This is a genomic window from Streptomyces sp. CA-288835, from assembly GCF_050936385.1.
GTDB lineage: Bacteria > Actinomycetota > Actinomycetes > Streptomycetales > Streptomycetaceae > Streptomyces.
Genome location: NZ_JBNJMW010000001.1, coordinates 344,711 through 364,895, shown reverse-complemented (window position 1 = coordinate 364,895; position 20,185 = coordinate 344,711). Strand labels below are relative to the sequence as shown.

The 20,185-nt window shown below is 70.0% G+C and carries 19 protein-coding genes; 9 read left to right on the top strand and 10 right to left on the bottom strand.

The window, feature by feature from the left end:
- Position 1 precedes the first annotated feature (1 nt).
- From ACQEVY_RS01770 to ACQEVY_RS01760, 3 genes are all read right to left on the bottom strand, one after another.
- A complete protein-coding gene (locus ACQEVY_RS01770; protein WP_432944043.1) occupies positions 2–1,027 on the bottom strand; it encodes an alpha-ketoacid dehydrogenase subunit beta in 1,026 nt (341 codons plus the stop codon).
- A gap of 5 nt (positions 1,028–1,032) precedes the next feature.
- Positions 1,033–2,079 (bottom strand): thiamine pyrophosphate-dependent dehydrogenase E1 component subunit alpha, encoded by a 1,047-nt coding sequence (locus tag ACQEVY_RS01765; RefSeq protein ID WP_432944041.1) that lies wholly within the window; start codon positions 2,077–2,079, stop codon positions 1,033–1,035.
- Positions 2,080–2,191: 112 nt separating this feature from the next.
- On the bottom strand, positions 2,192–2,695 hold the full coding sequence (locus tag ACQEVY_RS01760) for a VOC family protein (protein ID WP_432944039.1): 504 nt from the start codon (positions 2,693–2,695) through the stop codon (positions 2,192–2,194).
- A gap of 248 nt (positions 2,696–2,943) precedes the next feature.
- On the opposite strand from ACQEVY_RS01760, the gene ACQEVY_RS01755 reads away from it, so the two are divergent.
- The 4 genes from ACQEVY_RS01755 to ACQEVY_RS01740 all read left to right on the top strand — a co-directional run bounded on the left by ACQEVY_RS01755 (position 2,944) and on the right by ACQEVY_RS01740 (position 7,204).
- On the top strand, positions 2,944–4,218 hold the full coding sequence (locus tag ACQEVY_RS01755) for an aromatic ring-hydroxylating oxygenase subunit alpha (protein ID WP_432944037.1): 1,275 nt from the start codon (positions 2,944–2,946) through the stop codon (positions 4,216–4,218).
- Complete coding sequence (locus ACQEVY_RS01750) at positions 4,215–5,039, top strand: SDR family NAD(P)-dependent oxidoreductase (RefSeq protein WP_432944035.1); 825 nt, start codon at positions 4,215–4,217, stop codon at positions 5,037–5,039. The genes ACQEVY_RS01755 and ACQEVY_RS01750 overlap by 4 nt, the downstream gene beginning before the upstream one ends.
- Before the next feature lie 32 nt (positions 5,040–5,071).
- Positions 5,072–6,808 carry a PEP-utilizing enzyme gene (locus ACQEVY_RS01745; RefSeq protein ID WP_432944033.1) on the top strand — a complete coding sequence of 579 codons (1,737 nt, stop codon included), beginning with the start codon at positions 5,072–5,074 and terminating at the stop codon, positions 6,806–6,808.
- 81 nt (positions 6,809–6,889) lie between these two features.
- Positions 6,890–7,204 carry a putative quinol monooxygenase gene (locus tag ACQEVY_RS01740; protein WP_432944031.1) on the top strand — a complete coding sequence of 105 codons (315 nt, stop codon included), beginning with the start codon at positions 6,890–6,892 and terminating at the stop codon, positions 7,202–7,204.
- An 18-nt stretch (positions 7,205–7,222) separates the two neighbouring features.
- Here the strand turns inward: ACQEVY_RS01740 and ACQEVY_RS01735 are convergent, their stop codons facing one another.
- The 4 genes from ACQEVY_RS01735 to ACQEVY_RS01720 are packed head-to-tail and all read right to left on the bottom strand — an operon-like array spanning position 7,223 to position 10,236.
- Positions 7,223–8,275 carry an NADP-dependent oxidoreductase gene (locus ACQEVY_RS01735; RefSeq protein WP_432944029.1) on the bottom strand — a complete coding sequence of 351 codons (1,053 nt, stop codon included), beginning with the start codon at positions 8,273–8,275 and terminating at the stop codon, positions 7,223–7,225.
- A 4-nt stretch (positions 8,276–8,279) separates the two neighbouring features.
- Positions 8,280–8,495 (bottom strand): transposase, encoded by a 216-nt coding sequence (locus tag ACQEVY_RS01730; protein WP_432944027.1) that lies wholly within the window; start codon positions 8,493–8,495, stop codon positions 8,280–8,282.
- A 5-nt stretch (positions 8,496–8,500) separates the two neighbouring features.
- Positions 8,501–8,830 carry a 2Fe-2S iron-sulfur cluster-binding protein gene (locus tag ACQEVY_RS01725; protein ID WP_245685213.1) on the bottom strand — a complete coding sequence of 110 codons (330 nt, stop codon included), beginning with the start codon at positions 8,828–8,830 and terminating at the stop codon, positions 8,501–8,503.
- Positions 8,827–10,236, bottom strand: a complete 1,410-nt coding sequence (locus ACQEVY_RS01720) for an aromatic ring-hydroxylating oxygenase subunit alpha (protein WP_432944024.1) — start codon at positions 10,234–10,236, stop codon at positions 8,827–8,829. Before ACQEVY_RS01720 ends, ACQEVY_RS01725 begins: the two co-directional genes overlap by 4 nt.
- A gap of 334 nt (positions 10,237–10,570) precedes the next feature.
- Between ACQEVY_RS01720 and ACQEVY_RS01715 the strand changes: the two genes are divergently transcribed.
- Genes ACQEVY_RS01715 through ACQEVY_RS01700 form a run of 4 tightly spaced genes read left to right on the top strand, consistent with a single transcriptional unit; the run spans position 10,571 to position 15,367 of the window.
- Positions 10,571–11,713 carry a sugar ABC transporter substrate-binding protein gene (locus tag ACQEVY_RS01715; RefSeq protein ID WP_432944022.1) on the top strand — a complete coding sequence of 381 codons (1,143 nt, stop codon included), beginning with the start codon at positions 10,571–10,573 and terminating at the stop codon, positions 11,711–11,713.
- Entirely contained in the window at positions 11,710–13,227 is a 1,518-nt protein-coding gene (locus ACQEVY_RS01710) for a sugar ABC transporter ATP-binding protein (RefSeq protein ID WP_432944020.1), read from the top strand. Before ACQEVY_RS01715 ends, ACQEVY_RS01710 begins: the two co-directional genes overlap by 4 nt.
- A complete protein-coding gene (locus ACQEVY_RS01705) occupies positions 13,224–14,324 on the top strand; it encodes an ABC transporter permease (RefSeq protein WP_432944017.1) in 1,101 nt (366 codons plus the stop codon). The genes ACQEVY_RS01710 and ACQEVY_RS01705 overlap by 4 nt, the downstream gene beginning before the upstream one ends.
- Positions 14,324–15,367: an NAD(P)-dependent alcohol dehydrogenase gene (locus tag ACQEVY_RS01700; RefSeq protein ID WP_432955017.1), complete on the top strand. Its 1,044-nt coding sequence runs from the start codon at positions 14,324–14,326 to the stop codon at positions 15,365–15,367. The genes ACQEVY_RS01705 and ACQEVY_RS01700 overlap by 1 nt, the downstream gene beginning before the upstream one ends.
- A 181-nt stretch (positions 15,368–15,548) precedes the next feature.
- Here ACQEVY_RS01700 and ACQEVY_RS01695 read toward each other — a convergent pair whose 3' ends face one another.
- The 3 genes from ACQEVY_RS01695 to ACQEVY_RS01685 form a co-directional block, all read right to left on the bottom strand.
- Positions 15,549–16,334 carry a ThuA domain-containing protein gene (locus ACQEVY_RS01695; RefSeq protein ID WP_432944015.1) on the bottom strand — a complete coding sequence of 262 codons (786 nt, stop codon included), beginning with the start codon at positions 16,332–16,334 and terminating at the stop codon, positions 15,549–15,551.
- Positions 16,335–16,337: 3 nt separating this feature from the next.
- Positions 16,338–17,105: an SDR family NAD(P)-dependent oxidoreductase gene (locus tag ACQEVY_RS01690; RefSeq protein ID WP_432944013.1), complete on the bottom strand. Its 768-nt coding sequence runs from the start codon at positions 17,103–17,105 to the stop codon at positions 16,338–16,340.
- A 71-nt stretch (positions 17,106–17,176) separates the two neighbouring features.
- Positions 17,177–18,406 (bottom strand): acyl-CoA dehydrogenase family protein, encoded by a 1,230-nt coding sequence (locus tag ACQEVY_RS01685; protein WP_432944011.1) that lies wholly within the window; start codon positions 18,404–18,406, stop codon positions 17,177–17,179.
- Between the two features lie 196 nt (positions 18,407–18,602).
- Between ACQEVY_RS01685 and ACQEVY_RS01680 the strand changes: the two genes are divergently transcribed.
- The gene (locus ACQEVY_RS01680) at positions 18,603–20,141 is read left to right on the top strand and encodes an AMP-binding protein (protein WP_432944009.1); all 1,539 of its coding nucleotides are present in this window, start codon (positions 18,603–18,605) and stop codon (positions 20,139–20,141) included.
- Positions 20,142–20,185: the final 44 nt, after the last annotated feature.

The following is a 20,185-nucleotide window of genomic DNA, read 5'->3' as shown; positions in this document are numbered from 1 at the left end:
GTCACGACCTTTCGAGAAGACGGCGGCACCCTTGTGCGATGCGGGCGCCATCGGGGACGTACGCCTTCTCCAGAACCGGGGAGAACGGCACGGGGGAGAAGGGGGCGCCGATGCGCAGGACCGGCGCGTCCAGGTAGTCGAAGGCCGCGTCCTGGATCTGGGCGGCGATCTCCCCGCCGAGCCCGCCGAAGGTGACGGCTTCGTGTACGACGAGGACGCGGTTGGTGCGGCGTACGGAGGCGATCATGGTCTCGGTGTCCAGGGGCTGGACGGTGCGAGGGTCGATGACCTCGATCTCGACGCCCTCGGCGGCGAGTTCGTCGGCCGCGGAGAGGGCCTCGCCCACCATGCGGCCGAGCGCGATGACGGTGACGTCGGAGCCCTGGCGCGCGGTGTGGGCCTGGCCGAGCGGGATGCCGTAGATCGGCTCGGGCACCTGGCTCTTGCTGCCCAGCAGGACCTTGTTGAGCATGACGACGACCGGGTTGTCGTCCCGGATCGCCGAGACGGTCAGGCCCTTGGCGGTGTACGCGTCGCACGGCATGACGACCTTGAGGCCGGGCACATGCGCGAGCCAGGCCTCCAGGCTCTGGCTGTGCTGGGCGGCGGCACCGAGGCCGGCGCCGGAGGCGGTCGTGATGGTGAGCGGCACCGAGAGGGCGCCGCCGAACATGTACTTCATCTTGGCGGCCTGGTTGACGATCTGGTCCAGGCAGACGCCGATGAAGTCCATGAACATCAGGTCGACGACGGGGCGCAGTCCCCGGGCCGCGGCGCCCACGCCGAGGCCGACCAGTGCGGCCTCGGAGATCGGGGTGTCGATCATGCGGCGTGGGCCGAACTCGTCGAGGAGGTTGTCGAACATGCGGAAGACGCCGCCGTATCCGGCGACGTCCTCTCCGGCGACGAAGACGTTCTCGTCCTCGCGCATGGCCTGCGCGAGTCCTTCGTTGAAGGCCTTGACGTAGGTCAGTTCGCGGGCCGTGGCGTCCGGGGCGACGGCGGGTGCTTCGGTGATGGTGGTCATGGCGGTCACCCCGAGTAGACGTTGAGGAGCAGGTCGGCGGTGTCGGGCAGCGGGCTGGCCTCGGCGTACGCGATGGCGTCGGCGATGTCGTCCCGGGTGCGCTGCCAGGTGTCGTCCAGCTCCGCGCGGGTGGCGGTGCCGTCGGCGAGGGCGCGGGCTTCCAGCAGGTCGATCGGGTCGCGGGCCTTCCACTCGGCGACCTCCTCGTCCGAGCGGTAGGGGTGGCGCAGTCCCTTGACGCCCTGGTGGTCGTAGAAGCGGTAGGTCTTGGCCTCGATCATCATCGGGCCCTCGCCTGCCCGGGCGCGTGCGACGGCGTCGGCGGCGGCCTGGTGGACGGCGGCCGCGTCCATGCCGTCGACGATCACGCTGGGCATGCCGTAGGCCGCGGCCCGGTCGGCGACGTCGGTGATCAGCATGTGCTTCGACTGGGGGGTGAACTCGGCGTAGCCGTTGTTCTCGCAGATGAACAGCACCGGCAGCCGCAGTACGGCGGCCATGTTGGCGGCCTCGTGGAAGGTGCCGATGTTGGTCGCGCCGTCGCCGAAGAAGGAGACGGCCACGCTGTCCTCGCCCTTGTACTGGGCGGCGAACGCGGCGCCGACGGCGATCGGGATGCCCGCGCCGACGATGCCGTTCGCGCCGAGCATGCCGAGGGTGAGGTCGTTGATGTGCATGCTTCCGCCGCGTCCCAGGCAGGCTCCGGTGACCCGGCCGTACAGCTCGGCGTACATGTGCCGGAAGCTGACGCCCTTGGCCACGGCGTGGCCGTGTCCGCGGTGGGTGGAGGTGATCTGGTCGTCGTCGCGCAGTGCCGCCATCACTCCCGCGGCCACGGCTTCCTGGCCGACGTACAGGTGCAGGAAGCCCGGCAGTTTGCCGGCCTCCATGAGCTTGCCCGCCTCGGTCTCGAACAGCCGGATGCGCACCATGCGCTCGTGCAGGTCCCTGACGACCTGCGCGGATGCCTGGTTCGCGGCCGGATCGGCCGACTTCTTCCGGGCCCTTGATGACCTGGATGTGCTTGATGTGCTTGAGGCCCGTTGAGCCATCGTCCGCCCCTTCGCCCGAGGGAGGTGTGCCGGTGTGCCACGCATTCGGACTTTGTTGTGCCGGTCTACAGTAAGTAGCAGTGGGCACCTTACTGAACAGGCTCTCTAATTACTACGCCTCTGTCCGATCCGGCCCCGGATCGTCGCCCCGCCCGTCGACCAACTCCACCGCGTTGCCTTCCGGATCCGCCCAGAAGCTGATCCGCCGACCCCGCGCGCGGACGACGACCGGGTCCGAAAGGGGCCGGGCGTCCGCGGCCGACAGCGCCGCCACCATCGGGTCCAGGTCGGCCATGTGGAAGGTGAGGTACGCCAGCCCCCGGTGCGCGGTCAGCGGCACGGCCGACTGGACGGGGGCCGGAGGCGTCTGAGGCTGGATCAGCTTGACGCGCCCGCCGGAGGGCACCTGCAGCCAGACGACCAAGAGCTCGCCTCCCAGTCCCGCCGGGGCGCCGATGGACTCCGGTATGCGCGAGCGGTGCACCGCGGGGCAGCCGAGCACCTCGCGGTAGAAGCGCTCCATCAGCTCCAGGTCGCGTACGACCACGCCCACCTCGAACGGCTCGGTCATGCGGGTAGCCGGCTGATGTGCCGGAGCCGCCTCGTCCTCGCTCACCCCGCCGCCCTCCTCGTTGAATGTCCGACCCTCGCACTCGCGTGACTGGAGCGGAAGCAAAGAAAGATCTCGGTCCACCGAGACCACGGAACCCGGGGAATGCGAGGTCGTCTGCGAGGCGCCGTATGGCGACTTCACCACTTTCTATTGACAGACAACACTAAGTCCTGTTGTCGTGTGCGTCACAGCCCAGCTGTCGCATCCAAAGCCCTTCGATGGCTCGCGGCTGGGAGGATTGTGAGGACAACGTGGTCCAGATCAGTACGCCGGAGGCTTCGGAGACAGACGCCCGGCGTCAGCCGCCCCCGGCCCCCGAGTACTCCTCGTGGATCAGCCAGGACCGGTCCACCGATGCCGCATCCGTGACGATGCGGCGGGAGGCCGCCGAACTCGTCGAGCGCGTGATGACGCACTACCGCGACAACACGACGCACGAGGTGGACGGCCAGTGGACCGAACCCGTGGCCCACTACCACGACGCCGACCGCTGGCGACGGGAGATGGACGCCGTCCACCGCAGCGTCCCGCTGCCGCTCGCCATGTCCGCGGAGCTTCCCGGGCCGAACACGTACAAGGCCCTGGACGTGCTCGGCATTCCGGTGCTGATCACCCGCGACCGCCAGGGCGCCATCCACGCGATGATCAACGCCTGCCGGCACCGGGGCGCGAAGATCATCGAACCGGGCTGCGGGGTGTCCAAGCGCCTCACCTGCCCGTATCACTCCTGGTCGTACGACCTCGCCGGGCAGTTGCGGGGTGTGTACGCCGAGAAGACCTTCGGCGACGTGCCGCGCGAGGGACGCAGCCTGATCAGGCTCCCGGCCGGGGAACGCGCCGGAATCGTCTTCGTCTCTCTCGACCCGGCGTCCGAGCATGACCTCGACGCCTGGCTGGGCGATCTGCAGCCACTCCTCGAGGGGATGCGCCTCGGTGAGTGCCACCACTACGGGACCAAAGAGCTGACCAGCCCCAACTGGAAGGTCACCCTCGACGGCTACCTGGAGACGTACCACTTCGCCTCACTGCACCCGAAGACGGTGTTCGAGACGAACCTCTCCAACATGATGGCCCACGACACGTGGGGCCCTCACCAGCGCCTCGCACCGGCCCTGCGCCCGATCGCGCAGGCGGTCGAGCTGTCCCCGGACAAGCGCGATCCCGGCGACTGCGTCGGCCCGATCTACTGGCTGTTCCCAGGTCTGGCGATCGCCGGTGGCTGGCGTCAGAAGATCGCCGTCTCCCTGGTGCTTCCCCGGACGGCCACCGAATCGGTGACCCAGCAGATCATCCTGCTGCGGGAACCGGCGGTCACCGAGGAGGAACGCCAGGCCGCCGACAAGTTCGGCGAGTGGTTTTACGAGGTGGTCCGCGACGAGGACTACGCGACCACCTACGGCGTCCAGCAGGGCCTGCAGGCCCTCAGCGGCACCGACTTCGTCTTCGGGCGCAACGAGCCCGGACTCCAGCACTTCCACCGCACCATTCACCAGCACCTGGAAAACACAGCAAGAGCCGCCAGGTGAAGAACCGACAAGACTCGCGGGAGAACACCATGGTGGCTACGGGCAGCCTCGACGGACGTGTCGCGGTGATCACGGGCAGCACGCGCAGCATCGGACGCGCCATCGCCGAGGCCTTTCTGGCCGACGGCGCAACGGTCGTGATCAGCGGCCGTTCGGAACTCAAGGGCAAGCAGGCCCTGGACGAGATGGACGCCGGGGACCGGGCCGTCTTCCACCCCTGCGACGCCAACAGCCAGGAGGACATCGAGGGCCTCGCCGACTTCGCCGCCGAGCGCTTCGGCCGGCTCGACATCTGGGTCAACAACGTCGGCGGCACCTCGGGCTTCGCCCCGATCCACGAGCTCAGCGACGAGGCCTGGAACGACGCCCTCAAGCTGAACCTCAACGCCTACTTCTACGGCACCCGCCGCGCCCTGCCGAAGATGCTGGCGGGCGGATGGGGACGCATCATCAACATCTCCTCCGTCGAGGGCAAGCAGGCCAACAAGCCGGCGATCAGCCACTACATCACCAACAAGCACGCCATCCACGGACTGACCAAGGCGACCGCCTTCGAGTACGGCACCCAGGGCATCACCTGCAACGCCATCTGCCCCGGCGCCGTCGACACCGATCTGATGCGGGCCGCGGGGCCCGCGGCGGCCGAGGCCGAGGGCATCTCGTACGAGGAGTGGCTGGGCCGCTTCGCGGAGCACGCCGCCACCAAGAAGATCACCACCGTGGAGCAGATCGCCGGTGTGGCGTCGCTGCTCGCGAGCGACGCGGGCGCGGGCATCACGGGCACGCTGATCAGCGTCGACGGCGGAACAGCGCAGTGGTAGGCGGCGAGACGAACGGCGGGAGGCCCTCGGCCATGAAGAGCTGGATCACGGACTGGCAGCGCAGTGAGCGGCTGCCGCACTACACCCGGGCCAACGCGGGCGAGACCCTTCCGGAGCCGGCCAGCCCCCTGGGCTGGACCCTGGTGTGGGGGCGCGGTCTGCAGGGCTGGCGTCGCGGTTTCGTCGGGTTCGGCATCTACCGCGAGGAGGAGGTGGCCGGTCCCCGGCCGCCGTTCGTCGGCATGTTCGGCGGCTACTTCTACCTCAACCTGTCGCACATGCGGCTGTTCGGCATCCGTATGGGCCAGACCGCGGACCAGATCGACACGGCCTTCGTCGGCCAGCGCTCCGACACCCCGGTGTACGTGGCGCACCCCGAGGACCAGGACGGCGAGCTGACGGCCAAGGCCGGCGGCACGCTCCAGCGGATGCTCGGCCAGACCTCCTTCCCGGAGGCCGACGCCGACCGCGAACGGCTGCGCCGGATCCGCCGCGAGCGGCCCGACCTGACGCGGCTGTCGGACGCCGAACTGGTGTCGCACGCCCGCTCGCTGCTCGACGAGGTGGAGACGACGTTCCAGCGGCATGTCGAGTCGTCGCTGCCCGCGTCCGTCGGACCGGCGATCCTCGGCCCGCTGTGCGCGAGCGTGGAGCGTTCCGGCGATCTGCTCGACCTCATCGGCGGGCTGGGGGACGTCGACTCGGCCTCGCCCTCGACCGGGCTGTGGACGCTGTCCCGCCAGGTGGCGGCCTCCGCGGAGCTCACCGCGCTCTTCGGCGAGGGCACGGCCGCGGTGGAGCGGGCGCTCGACGGGGCGACCGGGGACGTGAAGGCGTTCCGTGACGCGTTCGAGGAGTTCCTGGCCGAGTCCGGCGACCGCGGCCCCAACGAGTGGGACATCCACGCGCTGTCCTGGGAGGCGGCGCCCATCCAGGTGCTCGCCCTGGTCGACCGGATCCGGCACAGCGCGGACGACGACTCTCCAGCCGTACGCCATCAGCGGCTGACCGAGCGACGCGAGCGGACGGCGCAGGAGATCCGGGCCGTACTGCCTGAAGACGTGCAGCCGATGTTCGACGCCGGAATGCACGCCGCGCAGGTGTGGATCCCGGCCCGCGAACGCACCAAAGCGAACTGCGTGACCGTCGTCAACGAGATCCGGATGGCGGTACGTGAACTCGGCCGCCGCGGGGTCGAGGCGGGACGTTTCGCGAAGCCCGAGGACGTGATGATGCTGCTGGACACCGAACTCGACGACTATGTCGCCGACCCGGAGCCCTTCGGCCCCGTCATCGCACAGCGGCTTGAGGAGTACGCAGGCCTGCACGAGCTGGAACCGCCGTTCTTCGTCGCGGCGGACGCGCAGACCGAGATCGACACCTGGCCGCGGCGCACCGAGGAACGCACCGAGGCCGCCGTCGAGGGCGATGTGCTCAGCGGCGTCGGCGGCAGCCACGGCACCTACACCGGCAGGGTGCGGGTGGTCACCGACCCGGCCTCCTGCGAGGCGCTGGAGCCGGGCGAGGTACTGGTCGCGCCGATCACCGACGCGGCCTGGACCCCGCTGTTCCTCGTCGCCGGAGCCGCCGTCGTGGATGTGGGCGCGCTCAACAGCCACGCCGTCGTGGTCTGCCGCGAGCTCGGCATTCCGGCAGTCATCTCCGTCGAGGGCGGTACGCGACGGCTGCGTGACGGCATGGTGATCACGATCGACGGCGACAAGGGAACGGTCACCGTGGACAGCGTCCCGGCGGCGCTCGTCATCTGAACCGCCGCGGGCCCGTCGCTTCCCCTGACAGGGGCGACGGGCCCGCGCGCATGACCCGAGAAACCCGAGAAGAGGACCACCGTGTCAGAGGAAGTCATCGTCGCCGGCTGGATGGACTACGAGCCGGGCGACCGCGACACGATGCTGGGACAGCTGGTCGAACTGGGGCACCGGACCCTCGAAGAAGAGCCGGGCTGTCTGGACTACGCCATGACCGCGGACCCCAGCGACGAGCGCCGGATCCGCGTGTACGAGCGCTGGGCCTCCCAGCAGGCCCTCGACGAGCACTTCACCACCCCGCACATCAAGGACTTCCGGGCAGCCGTGTCCGGGCTGACCCGGGTGGACGTCTCCTTGCAGGCCCACGTGATCGCAGCGACCCGCTCCATGCGCTGACGGCCAACCCCCGGCGGTCTACGCGGAATCGCCCAGCCGGACCAGCATCTTGCCGACGTTGCCACCGTCCAGCAAGGACAGCAGCGCCCCGGGAGCGTTCTCCAGGCCGTCAACCACCGTCTCGCGCGCGGTGATCCGGCCCGTACGGAGCCAACCCGCGACCCGCTCCTCGAACTCCGGCCGCAGATCCTCGTGGTCGCGGACGATGAAGCCGCGCAGCGTCAGCCGCTTGAGCACCGCCTGGATCAACTGGTTGATGTCAGCCGACCGTTGGCCGCTGCCGGCGGCCCGCCGCTCTCCGCCGAACTGCGACATCATGCCGCACAGAGCGACCCGGCCACCGGTCCGCAACGCGTGCAGGGCGGCGACCAGTTGCTCCCCGCCCACGTTGTCGAAATAGACGTCGACGCCGTCGGGTGCCATCCGGGCCAGCGCCTCGCGCACCGGCTCGGCGCGGTAGTCCGCAGCGGCGTCGTAGCCGAACTCCTTCACCAGCAGGCCGCACTTGTCCGGCCCTCCGGCGGTCCCGACGACCCGCTCCGCGCCCAGCAACCGCGCGAACTGCCCGGCGGCACTTCCCACGGCCCCGGCCGCCGCCGACACGAAGACGGTGTCCCCGGGGCGTACCTCGGCGATCCGGGCCAGCCCGACGTACGCGGTGAAGCCGGTCTGCCCGAGCAGCCCCAACCAGGTGGGCAGCGGCGCGAGTTCGGGGTCGATACGACCGGCGCCGTCGGTGTCCGCGGCATCCAGCACGGCCCACTCCCGCCAGCCCAACTGGTGCCGCACATACGCCCCCGCCGGCACGGAGGCACAGCGGCTCTCCTCCACGACACCCAACGCCCGGCCGTCGAGCGGCGATCCGGGCGTGAAGTTGTGCGTGTAGTGCTTCTCGGTGCTCTCCAGCCGCCCGCGCATGGACGGGTCGACGCTCATGTACAGGTTGCGGACGAGCAGTTGACCCTCGCCGAGGGACGGGAGCGGGCGCTCCTCGACGGCGAAGTCACCGGTCACCGGTTCCCCGTCGGGCCGGCGCAGGAGACAGACCACCCGGGTCGTACGGGGCGTCACGGCGTCATTCCTCCGGCTGCTGGGCGACTCGCCGCTGAGCGAGGCGGCCCACCCAGCCGGCCATCTGGAGGTCGGCGTGGCGCAGTTCGCCCGACTGCCAACGGGCCTGGAAGTCGAAGATGCCCCGTGCCCCGGTCTTCGGGTCGGTCACCTCGACCAGACCGTCCTCGGTGAGCCGGTACACATGCCCGGTCAGCGGATGGATCACTTGCTTGGACATGGGGCTCACTCCTGCACTCGGCGGCGTACGCCGCGCTTGGTCACGGTCACCGGGCCCTCGACCCGGAGCCGGCAGGCGAGCCGGGTCAGGCCGTCCACGGGTTTACGCAGGGCTTCGATGCCCTCGCGTTCCAGCGGGTCCACGGGGGAACAGTTCTCGGTGCCCTCCTCGACCGCCACGAAGCAGGTACGGCAGGTGCCCTTGCCGCCGCAGACGGTGGGCCAGCGGTATCCGAGCCGCTGGGCGGCGCTGAACAGGTCTTCGCCGTCGAGCACTTCGAGTTCGACGCCGGAGGGCCTGACCGACACACGATGGGCCGCCACACGGTGGGTCACGTGTTCATCCACCGGTCGAGCGTCTGGTTGAAGTGGCGGATGCGGCTCTCCTGGTAGTTGGCCAGGGTGATGCCCGGCTTGCGCATCGCCTTCAGTCCCTGCTGGACGTAGGGGAGGTTCTCGCAGTCCTGGTCGAAGACGGGCCCGAGGACACCGAGTTCGGGGATGTCCGCGAAGAGCATGTCCTCCGGCACCCAGCGGATCTTGGCCGGGGGCGGCATCTCTCCGGGCTTCTTCGGGGCCGACATGAAGATGATCTCGGCAGTGCAGGAGTCGGGGTCGAGACCGTTGGGCCGGAACCGGTAGATGATGTTGGACTTGGCGCCGCCCCAGGGGTTGAAGTTGGGGAACAGCAAGTAGTTGATGGCGTCCAGCAGTTCGGTGTCGGCGGTCTGGGAGAAGTCCTGGGTCGAGGTGGCCGCCAGCTGTGCGCGCATCCGCTCGGCGAGGACCTGGCGGGCGGTGCCGCCGGCCGGGATCGCCGGCATTTCGTCCCCTTCCTGCATCACCAGGTCACGGCCCTGGGCCGCCGCGTAGAACGCACGCGAGTCGTAGAACGTCTCCAGTACGTCCTCCTCCGTGACGGAGTCCGCCACGTGCGGGCTGGGAGCACCCTGGATATTGATCATCCGGTTCCAGTTCGGCTGATCCGCCATGACGTCGTACTGCGAGTTGGCGTCCGCCAACCACGTCAGCATCTGCGGGTGGGTGGCGATCACATGGAAGGACTCGATGAACGCGTCCTGGGCCACCTTCCAGTTGCAGGGCAGCACCTTCGCGATGTGCAGCGACTTGTAGCGGTCCTCCAGCGGCCAGATGTAGTACTCGTCGAAGGTGCCGCAGTAGCTCTCGAAGGACTCCGCGTACGGGTCCATGTTGATGAAGACGAAGCCGCGCCAAGTGGCCACCTGGGCCTCGGGGAGCGCGAACTTCTCCGGTGTGACATGCGGGAAGTCCCAGGCGCAGGGCGGGGTCTGCATGGTGCCGTCGAGGTTCCAGGTGAAACCGTGGAACGAGCAGCGGAACTCGCCGACGTTGCCGCCGCTGGTACGCAGTTTGCGGCCGCGGTGCAGGCACACGTTGACGTACGCGCGGATCTCGTCGGGGGCCGTCCGTACGACGATCAGCGAGTCGTCGCCGATCTCGTAGACCTCGTGGTCGCCGACCTCCGGGATCTCGCTCTCCAGGCAGGCGAACTGCCACACGCGCCGCCACACCTGCCGCATCTCACGCTCCGCCCATTCGCGGGAGACGAAGCGCGCGGAGTCGATGTCCTCGCTGCCGATGTAGTCGTTCCTGTCATGCCTCAGGGCGGCGGGAACCGGGCGGCTGTCCTGGTCGAGGTAGTCCTGGACGCTGGGTCCGGGGCACCGCGCGGCGACCGACTCCGACGATTCGTCCATCATCTCTCCTCAGGCAGAAACTTTATAGTGAGTGTAGTTAGCGGGTGCGGCCAGGAGCAACACTCGCGACGCCGTCCGGATCCCGGATCTGCCGAGGTTGTTGAGGAAAAGTCCCGTACCGGCTTGAAATTATGGTGACGCACCTCTCCCCAAGCCTGCCGGGGCGTGTCACACTCCGACGCACTTGAGGCTGTAGTGCCTCATAAGTTTCTTGGCCTGAGCGGAGTTTCGCCGCCCCGGCCGCAGCGCCGCGCGGTCACCCCGGCGGCCCGCGCCGTACCCCACGACGGCGGTTCACGCAGCCCTCTCGACCCTCCATGCGTGGGAGTACTCAACGATGAGTTCCAGACCCCGTAGCGCGGTCCGCCGCGCCCTCACCGCGATCATCCCCGTCACCGCTCTGCTCGCCCTGACGGCGTGCGGCGGCGACGCCACTCCGGCCGCAGGCGCCTCGCAGGCCGCGGCGGCCAACAGCCCGGGCCTCGCGGCCGCCCGTGAGGCCGCGGAGATGTACTCCGACCGCCCGGCCCGCATCCCCGTCACCGAGCCGGTGGGCAAGGACATCCCCAAGGGCAAGCAGATCGACTTCATCCTGTGTGGCGTCCAGTCCTGCAAGGACCTCGCCGACTTCTTCACGGCCGCCGCCGAGGAACTCGGCTGGACGGTGAAGCAGATCCCCACGCAGGGCACGCCCGAGTCCGTCCAGGCCGCCTACGAGCAGGCCGTACGCGACAAACCGGACGCCGTCGTCGCCTCCGGCTTCCCACGCGCCGTCTACGCCAAGCAGCTGGCGCAGCTGAAGGCGGCCGACATCCCCGTCATCCAGTCGAACGCCGACGACGTGGTGGGCGACGGCATCTCCCTGCTGAAGAACGGACCGAAGGACGTCGGCGTCCAGGGCGAGATGCTCGCCTCATGGGTGGTGTCGGACAGCGGCGCCAAGGCCAACACCGTGTACTTCGATCTTCCGGCCTACACGATCCTCAAGCCCGTCAAGGAAGGGTTCGCGGCCAAGTACGAGCAATGGTGCCAGAGTTGTGCGCTCGACAGCGTCGACGTGCCGATCACGTCGGTCGGCAAGGACATGCCGGACCGCGTGGTGTCGTACCTCAGATCGCATCCGAAGGTGACCCACGTCGTCTTCTCCCTGGGCCTGCTCAACGTCGGCGTCCCGGCCGCGCTGAAGACCGCCGGCATCACCGGCAAGCACATCGTCGTCAACGTCGGTGACGCGCAGAACTACCAGTACATCCAAAGCGGCCTCACCGACGGCGCGATGGCCCTGAACTCCCACGAGACGGCATGGCTCCAGGCCGACGCGCTGGCCCGCCACTTCACCGGCCAGTCCATGGACGTGGCCCAGGAGGCGGTGCTGCCCAACATGCTGGTCACCAAGGACAACCTCCCGTCCGCCGACGGCGACTTCCCGCTCATCGAGGACTACGAGGCGCAATTCAAGGCGCTCTGGGGCCTGAGTTGACGCGCCCGCTGCTGCAGGTAGCCGCCCTGTCGAAGAGGTTCGGCGGAACCCAGGCGCTGAAGGACGTCGATCTGGAGGTCGCACCCGGCGAGATCCACGCACTGATCGGCCCCAACGGTTCCGGCAAGTCCACCCTCATCAAGATCCTCGCCGGCTACCACCACGCCGAGCCGGGAGCGAAGGCCGAATTGGACGGTGAACCGTTCGACCTGAGCCAGGTCGCCGCCTCCCGTCACGACCGGCTCCGCTTCGTCCATCAAGAGCTGGGCCTGGTGGGCGAGTTGAGCGCCACGGACAACCTCGCGCTCAGCCGTGGCTTCGCCCATACGGCCTTCGGCAACATCCGCTGGTCGGAGATGGAGCGGCGGACGACCGCGCTGGTGGAACGGTTCGGCCTCGGCATCGACGTACGCCTGCCGCTGTCCATGGCCTCTCCCGTCCAGCGCGCGGTGGTGGCCATCGCCGCCGCGCTGCAGGGCTGGGAGGGGCGGCGCGGTGTCCTCGTACTCGATGAACCAACCGCCATCCTCCCGCCCGGGGAGGTGGCCCGGCTCTTCGACATCGTGCGGGAGATCCGCGACACGGGTGCCGGCGTCCTTTACGTCTCGCACCGGATGGACGAGATCTTCGCGCTCGCCGACCGGGTGACCGTGATCCGCGGCGGGCGACGGATCGCCACCCTTCCCGTCGCCGGCCTCACTCCGCGCTCGCTGGCGGAGTTGATGGCGGGGGAGGAGATGGAGACCGACCACCGGCCGCCTTCTGCTCCCGGTCCCTCCGAGGCCGTACTGGAGGTCCGCGACCTGTGGGCAGGCCCGCTGCGCGGAATCGACTTCGACCTGGCCAGGGGCGAGCGCCTGGGCATCACCGGCCTCGTCGGCTCCGGCCACGAGATCGTGCCGTACGCGGTGTGCGGGGCCCACACCGGGCCGGTACGCGGCAGACTGCGCCTGCCGGAGCGCTCCGAGCGGTGGGTTGACGCGCGCGACGCCGGCGGTCTCGGCCTCCCCCTGGTCCCCGCGGACCGGGCCGGCGAGGGAGTGATCGGCGACTTCTCGGTGGGGGAGAACCTCACACTCCCCCTCCTCGACCGCCTCCGTGCCCGCGGCGGCCGACTGCACCGAGGACGGGAGGGCGCGCTCGCCGAGGAATGGATCGAGCGGGTCGGGGTGCGAACGGCCGGACGCGGGGCCCGGATCACCACCCTGAGCGGCGGCAACCAGCAGAAGGTCGTCATGGCCCGCTGCTTGGCCCAGCGCCCACCGGTGCTGATGCTCTGCGAACCCACGGCCGGCGTCGACATCGGCACCCGCCTGCAGCTGTACGACCTGATCGAGCGCCAGGCCGACGAGGGCATGGGCGTCATCGTGTCCTCCTCCGACACCCAGGACCTGCTCGCGCTGTGCACCCGCGTCCTCGTGGTGAGGGACGGCCGGGTCGTACGGGAGATCGGCGGCCGGCACATCACCGAGCCCGCGCTCGTCCATGCCATGGAAGGAACTTCAGGGACATGACATCCACCCCGACCCGGGCCCGCCCCGCCGCGCCACCGGAACCGGACAGGCCCGCGCCCGCCCTTGGTGCGTGGGGCCGACGGACAGCGGCGGCCCTGTCGTTCCGGAACATCGGCGCCGTCTACGTATGGCTGGTCATCGTCGTGCTCTTCTCCGTCTGGGTGCCGGAGACGTTCCCGACAGCCATCACGGTCAAGCAGGTCCTGAACGGCAACGCCGTGGCAGGACTGGTCGCCCTGAGCGTCGTACTGCCGCTCGCCGCGCGCGTCTTCGACCTGTCCGTCGCCTTCATCATGTCGCTCACCAGCGTGCTGACCGCGTACTTCATGGTCTCCACGGGCCTGGGTCCCGGCGCGGCGATCGCCCTGGCGATGACCGCCGCGCTGCTGATAGGCGTGGTCAACGGAATCGTGGTGGTGGTGCTGCGGGTCGACTCGTTCATCGCCACCCTGGCCACCGGGGCACTGATCCAGTCCCTGATCACCATGGTCACGAACGACAGCTCCATCACCGGCGTGCAGCTACTGGCGAAGCCGTTCGCGAGCATCGCCCAGCTAGATGCGGGCGGCATCACGTTGCCGGTGCTGTACCTGCTGCTCGCCGCGACGGCCATCTGGTTCCTGCTGGAACACACCGCCAGTGGACGCCGGTTGTACGCCACCGGCTTCAACGCCGACGCGGCACGTCTGCAAGGAGTACGCACCGACCGGCTGCGGTTCCTGACCCTGGTGGCGTCCGCGCTGCTCTCCGGTTTCGCCGGGATCGTCTTCGCGTCCTCGGTGGGATCCGGATCCCCGACCGCCGGCACACCGTATCTGCTCTCCGCCTACGCGGCGGCCTTCGTCGGGGCGACCCAGCTGCGCGCGGGCCGCTTCAACGCCTGGGGCACCGTGCTCGCCGTGCTGCTTCTCGGCACCGGCATCACCGGGCTCGGGCTCGCCACCAGCGCGCAGTGGGCCGCGAGCCTGTTCACCGGCTCGGTGCTCATCGTCGCGCTGGTCCTCACGGGTGGGCGGATCGCGCTGCCGACGGTTCTGCGCCGCCGGAAGTCGCCGCCCGCAGAGCCTGTCACCACCCCTGACAAGGAGATCTCATGATGAAAGCGGTTCAGTACCGGACGGTGGGTGCCGGGCCCGAGGTGGTCGAGGTTCCGGTGCCCGAACCCGGCCCGGGCCAGGTGCTGTTGAAGGTGACGGCCGCGGGGCTGTGCCACTCCGACCTGGCCGTCATGAGCTGGCCCGAGGAAATCTTCCCCTATCCGCTGCCGATGACGCTGGGACACGAGGGCGTCGGCACCGTCGCGGCTCTGGGCAGCGGAGTCACCGAGGTCGCGGAGGGCGAGGAGGTGGCGGTGTACGGGCCGTGGGGCTGCGGCCGCTGCCGCACCTGCGCCGAGGGCAGGGAGAACTACTGCCCGCACGCTCCCGGGCTCGGCATCATGCCGCCCGGGCTTGGCTCTCCCGGCGCCCTCGCCGAGTACATGGTGGTGGACTCGCCCCGCCATCTGGTGCCGCTGGGCGGACTGGACCCGGTGCAGGCGGCACCGCTCACCGACGCCGGGCTGACGCCGTATCACGCGATCCGGCAGGCGCTGCCGAAGCTGGTTCCCGGGAGTACGGCGGTGGTGATCGGTGTCGGCGGGCTAGGGCATCTCGCCGTGCAGCTGCTGCGCGCGCTGACATCGGCCCGGGTGGTCGCCCTTGATGTGAGCAAGGAGAAGCTGGAGTTGGCGCGTGCGGTGGGCGCCCACGAGACGTTGCTCTCCGATGGTGAGGCGGCGGCACGGGTGCGGGAGCTGACCGGCGGTACCGGGGCGGAGGTCGTGCTGGACTTCGTGGGGGCCGAGGCGACCTTGGCGGTGGCCGCCGCGTCCGTGGCGGTGGCGGGGGATGTGACCGTCGTCGGCATTGGGGGTGGCACGCTGGCGGTCGGCTTCGGCGGCGGTCTGCCCTTCGGGGTGTCCGCGTCGGCGCCCTACTGGGGCAGCCGCGTGGAACTCATCGACGTCGTCGGGCTCGCGCGGCAGGGGCTCGTCTCCTCCCACGTGGAGACGTTCTCGATCGAGGACGCCCCGTCGGCGTACAAGCGCCTGCATGCCGGAGAGATCAACGGCCGCGCGGTGGTGCTGCCGCACGGGTGAGCCGGGCTGGCCGTGGGGGTGGGGTCTCGCCCCCGCCGCCCCTACCCGTCCCATCCTTCTGGGGCTCCGCCCCAGACCCCACCAGGGGGCGCTGCCCCCTGGACCCCCGGTCCTCAAACGCCGGACGGGCTGAAATCAGCCCGTCCGGCGTTTGAGGACGAGGCCGTTCGCCCCGGTTCGCTCAGCCGCCCACCGGGCTCGTGACACCCACGACCCTCTCGACACACCGTCCCAGCACTGTCAGGAACTCCGTCGTCTCCCAGGGCCCCCGGTCCACCCGCCCGGTGTCATCCACACCGAGGTCCTGCACGTCGTAGCGCCCCCGGCAGTGCCCGAGGGTGAAGCAACACACCTCACCGAGACCGTGTCGCTTCAGATACAGCACAGGCCGCGGCGCGTCGTCGACCGCCGCCGTGTCGCCCTCGGCGAAACCCCGGCACGGCCCCGTGTACTCGGCATGCAGCAGCACCTCCAGCTCCCCGTGCAGCTCACAGACGTACAACTCGTCGGTGACCGTGAACGGCTCGATCCCGGCGACCAGCGGATGGCCGGGCAGGGTGACCTGGACCTCGTACGGTTCGATCGGCGGATGGGCGACGAACTGGCTGCCGAGCACCTCGGCGAGCTCCCCGAGGAGCCGCGGTGTGCTGAACACCCGCGGCCCACCGGACGCCGGCGCCTCGATCACCGCGTTGGTGCCGTGCAGGGCGAGCCAGCGCCCGCCCCGCTCGACGAACCGGGCCAGCGCGGCCCGCTGGGCCGGGCGGGGCCGTACGTCGCAGGTGTAGGTGACCAGCAGGTCGGCCTTCTCCAGCTCGGCCACGCAGTCGTAGTCCTGGTGGACCGTCGTACGCACCTGGGGATGCTCGCCGAGCAGTTCCAGCAGCCGCAGCCGCGCGTAGTCGAAGTCGTGCCATTTGCCGCCGCAGACCAGCACGGCGTCCAGGCGGCCGGCCGGGCCCGCCACGGCTCAGTACTGGACGCGGGTCAACAGCCCGCCGTCCACCACGAGGTTGACGCCGACGCAGAAGGAGCCGGTTCGGGGTCCGAGCAGGAACGCCACCGCCGCGGCCACGTCCTCGGCGGTGCCGTAGCGGCCGATGGGCAGCTTGGCGAGGACCTCCTCGTAGACCTCCGGGCGGCTGGTGCGGATGGTCTCCCACGCGCCGCCGGGGAAGTCGATCGGGCCGGGGGAGACCGTGTTGACGCGGATGCCCTTCGGAGCGAGGGAGTGCGCCAGAGCCGAAGCGTGCTGGACGACCGCGGCCTTCATGGCGGAGTACGAGTTGGCTCCGGCCGGGCGGGCGGTGTCGGAGGCGTTGGTGGTGCCGATGGCGACCACAGCGGCCCGGTCAGAGGCCTCCAGGAAGGGCATGGCCGCCTCGACCAGTCCGGCGAACGGGACCAGGTCACCGCGCAGGCTGGCCTCCCACGACTCGGGGCCCTTGACGTTGCCCGCCGACACGTTGGACACGAGCAGGTCCAGGCCGCCGAGTTCGCCGGCCGCCCGCTCCACGAAGCCCGCGAGCGCGACCGGGTCGGTGACGTCGACCGGCTCGGCGAACACCGTCGCTCCCTCGCCACGCAACTCTGCGGCCGCCTTTGCCAGGGCCTCCTCGCCCCGGGCGCACAGCGCCAGCGCGCAGCCCTCGGCAGCCAGTGTTCCCGCGATCGCCCGGCCGATACCCCGGCTCGCGCCGGTCACCAGTGCCTTCGCACCTGTCAGTCCCAGATCCATCGATGCCACTCCTTTGTGATGCCGTGATGCGGTTATGCCGTGATGCGGTGAAGGCCGTAGCGGCCGACGTGTCAGTTACCAGGAAGCTGTGAGAACGGCACCCGGTCCACCCGCGGTTCCGGCGGCAGTTTCAGTACGCGCTCGCCGATGAGGTTGCGCTGGATCTGGTCGGTGCCGCCGGCCAGCCGGTAGCCGGGGGCGCCGAGCAGGTGCTGGGTCCAGGCGAACGTGCCTGGTTCCCCGGTGTCGGCGCTGATCCGGGCGCCCATCAGCTCGGCGGCGACCTGCCCGGTGCGACTCAGCAGGTCGGAGGCCATGAGTTTGGTCAGGGACGCTTCCGGGCCCGGCTTGTCACCGGCGGCACTCGCCCTGGCGACGCGGTCCACCGTGGCGGCACGGAGCGCGGTACGCACGTACAAGTCGGCGAGCTGCTGGCGAACCAGCGGATCTCCTGTGCGGTCGAGCGAGCGCGCGAGGGCGAGCACATCGTCGAAAGTGCCGCCCTTGCGCCGGTTGCCGCTGCCGGAGGCGGTCCGTTCGAAGGCGAGAGTGGTGGTGGCGACCTCCCAGCCCTGCCCCGGGCGCCCGATCCGCAGCCGGTCCGGAACGCGTACGCCGCTGAGGAAGACCTCGTTGAACGAGGCACCGCCGCTCATCTGGCGGATGGGGCGCACCTCCATGCCGGGCGCGTCCATCGGGACCAGGAACGCGGTGATGCCGGCCTGCTTCACGACGTCCGGATCGGTGCGGGCGAGCAGCAGCCCGAAGTCGGCGAACTGGGCTCCCGAGGTCCACACCTTCTGACCGTCGATCACCCAGTCCTCGCCGTCCCGCCGGGCGCGCGTACGCACCGCGGCGAGGTCGGAACCGGCGCCGGGCTCGCTGAAGAGCTGGCAGGCCAGCAGGTCCGTACGCAGAAACGCCCGTGCGTACTCGTCACATTGCTCGGCCGTCCCGAACAGGGAGACCGACATCCCGACCAGGCGCACGGTGACGCTGATCAGCTCGGTGGAGGGCGGGACCTCGAAGGCCGACTCCTCCTGGGCGAAGGCCGCCACGTGGGCGGCGGTCAGGCCCGCGCCGCCCTTGTCCCCAGGGAGGGTCAGGGCCTGGTACCCGGCGTCGAAGCGGGCGCGCTGGTAGACGCGGCAGCGTTCCAGCAGCAGGCGTTCCTCGTCCTCGGGGAGGTTGTGGAAGACGGCTAGATCACCGGTGGCCTCGGTCTCCCCGGCCGGTTCGAGCACGGTGGTCAGCCACTGCCGGACCTGTGTGCGCCATGCGTCCAGATCGGGCTGGGACATGGCTCCTCCTCAAGAGCAGTTACCAGATGGCGGGTTCAGTAACAGGGAGAGTGCATGCAACCCCTTGCCCGCCGGAGCCATGGGCGGATGCTTGCGGCTCGGGTCAGAGTGTTCCGTACTTTCTTGATAAACGCTACAGTCTCGGCATTGACTCTCCCACGCACCGGGAGGGGCCCGAGGAGCCGCCGGAGGAGCCATGTCTCTGCTACCACTCGACCGTCGTGCCCAGGAGACACCCCACGAGCCCGCTCTCGTCGACGATCAGGGCGTGCTGACCTGGTCGGAGCTCGCCGATCAGGTCGCGCGGGCGGCTGCACGGCTGCTGGAGATCGCACCCGGCCCGGACGACCGGGTCGCCGTCCTCGGCGACAACGCGATCCCCACTCTGGTGGCCCATCTGGCCGGCCTGCGCGCCGGAGTGGGAACCGTCGCCACCTCCCGGCACCTGATGGTGGGCGAACTCGTCGACCAGATCACCGACGCGGGCGCGACCGGGATCATCTCCGGACCCGCCGGTGCGGTCCCCGCCCTGGAGGCGGCCCGCGAACTGGGCCTGCCGCTCGTGATGCACGGAACCTCGGCCATCGGGCACGCCTTCGAGTGGGACCTGTGGCTGGCGGCGGCGCCCACCGGACGGACCTTGCCCACGGGCCGTGCCGCCCGGCCGCCCCTCGTCTACACCTCCGGAACCACCGGCCGGGCACGCGGCACAGAGGTGCGCTGGGTGAGCGGCCCGGTCGCCGACAGCTCCGCATACCTGGCCGCGATCGCGGCCCGCCCCGGATTCCCGCCGGGACCGCACCTCGTGTGCGGCCCCCTGCAGCACAACGCGCCGCTGACATCCCTGCGGCACCTGGCGGCCGGTCAGCAGGTGGTCGTACTCGGCGGATATGACGCGGAGGCGTTCCTGCGCCGCGTCGAGGAGTGGCGGGTCACCTCCACGGTCATGGTGCCCACCCACTTCCAACGCCTGCTCGCCCTGCCGGAAGAGGTGCGCAGCCGGTACGACGTCTCCAGCCTCCTCCAGGTCTCTCACACGGGTTCCGCCTGCCCGCCGGACGTGAAGCGGACCATGATCGAGTGGTTCGGCCCGGTGCTGACCGAGTCCTACGGCGCCAGCGAGGCGGGCACCGTGGCACGCATCAGCAGCACCGAGTGGCTGGAGCATCCCGGTTCGGTCGGGCGAGTCCAGCCCCCGTACGAGGTCCTCGTGACCGACGACAACGGCCGTCCGCTGCCGCCCGGCGAGCTCGGGCTGCTGGCGTTCCAGGCGCCCGAGGGCGGCGGAGTGCGCTATCACGCGGACCCGGACAAGACCAAGGCCGCCTATCTCGCGCCGGGCGTCTTCACACTCGGCGACATCGGCTACGTCGACGCGAGCGGCTACATCTTCATCACCGACCGGGCCGCCGACGTCGTCGTCTCCGGCGGGGTCAACCTGTACCCGGCCGAGAGCGAGGCGGTACTGCGCCGCCACCCTGCGGTCGCCGAGATCGCGGTCATCGGTGTGCCCCACCCGGACTTCGGCGAGTCGCTGCGCGCGCTGGTCGTGGCCGCCGGAGACGAGCCGTCGGCCGAGGAGCTGGACCGGTTCTGCCGCGACCGGCTGGCCGCCTACAAGTGCCCCAAGTCGTACGAGTTCGTCCCGAGCCTCCTGCGCAACGCGATGGGCAAGCTCGACAAACGCGCGATGCGCCGCCCCTACTGGCGCTCCGAGCGCACCATCGCCGGCTGAGCACGGAAGAACCCGCGCCCGCCACCCGTACATACGAAGGATCC

What these genes read in the sequence shown, in the direction of transcription:
- ACQEVY_RS01770 (WP_432944043.1), bottom strand. Translation starts at nt 1,027, where the DNA reads ATGACCACCATCACCGAAGCACCCGCCGTCGCCCCGGACGCCACGGCC.
- ACQEVY_RS01765 (WP_432944041.1), bottom strand. Translation starts at nt 2,079, where the DNA reads ATGGCTCAACGGGCCTCAAGCACATCAAGCACATCCAGGTCATCAAGG.
- ACQEVY_RS01745 (WP_432944033.1), top strand. Translation starts at nt 5,072, where the DNA reads ATGAAGAGCTGGATCACGGACTGGCAGCGCAGTGAGCGGCTGCCGCAC.
- ACQEVY_RS01730 (WP_432944027.1), bottom strand. Translation starts at nt 8,495, where the DNA reads ATGTCCAAGCAAGTGATCCATCCGCTGACCGGGCATGTGTACCGGCTC.
- ACQEVY_RS01720 (WP_432944024.1), bottom strand. Translation starts at nt 10,236, where the DNA reads ATGATGGACGAATCGTCGGAGTCGGTCGCCGCGCGGTGCCCCGGACCC.
- ACQEVY_RS01715 (WP_432944022.1), top strand. Translation starts at nt 10,571, where the DNA reads ATGAGTTCCAGACCCCGTAGCGCGGTCCGCCGCGCCCTCACCGCGATC.
- ACQEVY_RS01705 (WP_432944017.1), top strand. Translation starts at nt 13,224, where the DNA reads ATGACATCCACCCCGACCCGGGCCCGCCCCGCCGCGCCACCGGAACCG.
- ACQEVY_RS01700 (WP_432955017.1), top strand. Translation starts at nt 14,324, where the DNA reads ATGAAAGCGGTTCAGTACCGGACGGTGGGTGCCGGGCCCGAGGTGGTC.
- ACQEVY_RS01690 (WP_432944013.1), bottom strand. Translation starts at nt 17,105, where the DNA reads ATGGATCTGGGACTGACAGGTGCGAAGGCACTGGTGACCGGCGCGAGC.
- ACQEVY_RS01685 (WP_432944011.1), bottom strand. Translation starts at nt 18,406, where the DNA reads ATGTCCCAGCCCGATCTGGACGCATGGCGCACACAGGTCCGGCAGTGG.
- ACQEVY_RS01680 (WP_432944009.1), top strand. Translation starts at nt 18,603, where the DNA reads ATGTCTCTGCTACCACTCGACCGTCGTGCCCAGGAGACACCCCACGAG.